Below are 2,099 nucleotides of genomic sequence, written 5' to 3'. Positions count from 1 at the left end.
GTATCGAACGTGACGGGGCGGCTCGCCGAGCCGGGACAGCTGACCGATCCGGCCTACTGGGTGGACCATGTCCGCCGCCCGGTGCGTTTCGCGGACGGTATCAGCGCCTCCGGCGGTTCGGTGTTCCTCGAACTCGGCCCCGCCGGTGCGCTCTCCGGTGCGGTGGCGGAGTCGGCCGACGCGGACGCGGTCAGCGTCCCGGCCCTGCGCGACGACCGGGACGAGGTGCGCACGCTGCTGCTCTGCCTCGCGGAGCTGTTCGCGCGTGGGACCAAGGTGGACTGGGCCGCGGCCCTTCCCGAGGGCGCCACCGAGGTCCACGTGGACCTGCCGACGTACGCCTTCGACCACCAGCACTACTGGCTCCGCATGTCGGAGTCGGTCGCCGACGCGGCGGCCCTCGGGCTGGCCGGTGCCGGGCATCCGATGCTGGGCGCTGTGGTGCCGCTGCCGCAGTCGGACGGCCTGGTCCTCACCTCCCGGCTGTCGCTGCGCACCCACCCCTGGCTGGCCGACCACGCCGTCGGCGGAGTGGTCGTCGTACCCGGTGCCGGACTCGTGGAGCTGGCCGTCCGGGCCGGCGACGAGGTCGGCTGCGGAGTGCTCGACGAACTGGTCGTCGAGACGCCGCTGATCGTGCCCGAGCAGGGTGCCGTACGCGTGCAGATCGCCGTCGGCGGGCCCGACGAGGCCGGCACCCGCAGCGTGGAGGTGTACGCCGCCCCCGACGACACCGCCGTGGCCGACGGGACGGTCGCCTGGACCCGGCACGCCACCGGCATCCTCGCACCGGCGGCCGGCGAGGCCGCGACCGGCACCTTCGACTTCACCGCCTGGCCGCCGCCCGGGGCCCAGCGTGCGGAGACGGACGACATGTACGCCGAGCTGGTCGCCCACGGGCACGCCTACGGCCCGCTCTTCCAGGGCCTGCGCGGGCTGTGGCGGCGCGGGGACGAGCTGTTCGCCGAAGCCGCGCTGGCGGAGGAGGACCAGACCGAGGCCGACCGGTACGGAGTCCACCCGGCACTGCTGGACGCCGTCCTGCACCCTGCCGTGCGGGAGGCCGCCACCGGCGATGACGCCCAGGTGTGGCAGCCGCTGGAGTGGAACAAGGTCGTCCTGCACGCCACCGGGGCCACCGTGCTGCGCGCGCGGCTGCTGCCGTCCGGCCCGGGCGTCCTGTCGGTGCAGGCCGCCGACGAAGCCGGCGGTGTCGTCCTGACGGCGGACGCCGTCACCCTCCGACCGGTGGCCGCCGACCACCTGGCCACGGCGGACACCGCCGCGGGCGCCGACGAGGCGCTGTTCCACGTGGTGTGGACCGAGCTGCCGGCGCCCCGGTCGACCTCGGTACCCGACTGGATCACCCTGACCGACCCCAGCGGGGTGACCGCCCTGCTCGACGGCGCCGCGCCCCCGGCCGTCGCCGTCTTCGACTGCGTCACGGACGTCACGGACGCCACGGACGCCACGGACGCCACGGACGCCACGGACGCCGCGGACGCCGCGGACGCCGCGGCGCTCGCGGTGACCAGCAGGGCCCTGGAGGTCCTCCAGGCATGGCTGGCCGGACCGGGCCTCGAAGCGACCCCCCTCGTCGTCCGTACCCGGGGTGCCGTACCCGCGGGCGGCGACGCCGCCGTGACCGACCCGGCGGCCGCGGCCGTCTGGGGCCTGGTCCGGGTCGCCCAGGCCGAGCACCCGGACCGGATCGTGCTGCTCGACACGGACGAGCCGCGGGACGACGACACCTTCGGCACCCTGCTCGCCGCCGCGCTCGCGACTGGCGAACCCCAGCTGGCAGCCCGGGGCACCACCCTGTCCGCCCCGCGCCTCACCCGCCCCGAGCCCGCCGTCGACCGGGTCGGTGTGGGTGGGGTCGGTTTCGATCCGGTGGGTGCGGTGTTGGTGACGGGTGGAACAGGGGCGTTGGGTGGTTTGGTGGCGCGGCATTTGGTGGTGCGTCATGGGGTGCGGGATCTGGTGTTGGTGAGTCGGCGTGGTGCGGCGGCCGGTGGTGCGGCGGAGCTGGTGGCCGAGTTGTCGGGGTTGGGTGCGGAGTCGGTGTCGGTGGTGGCGTGTGATGTGTCGGATCGTTC

At 75.1% G+C, this 2,099-nt stretch carries 1 protein-coding gene; it reads left to right on the top strand.

The features are described 5' to 3' along the window. Positions 1-2,099: polyketide synthase dehydratase domain-containing protein (locus ABZ576_RS34310; protein ID WP_360750023.1), on the top strand; the 2,099-nt coding region annotated here is incomplete at both ends.

The sequence above is a fragment of the Streptomyces sp. NPDC013455 genome (assembly GCF_040632975.1).
In the GTDB taxonomy this organism is placed as follows: Bacteria; Actinomycetota; Actinomycetes; order Streptomycetales; family Streptomycetaceae; genus Streptomyces.
Note: the sequence above shows the minus strand (reverse complement) of the source record. Positions and strands in the feature narration are given on the sequence as shown.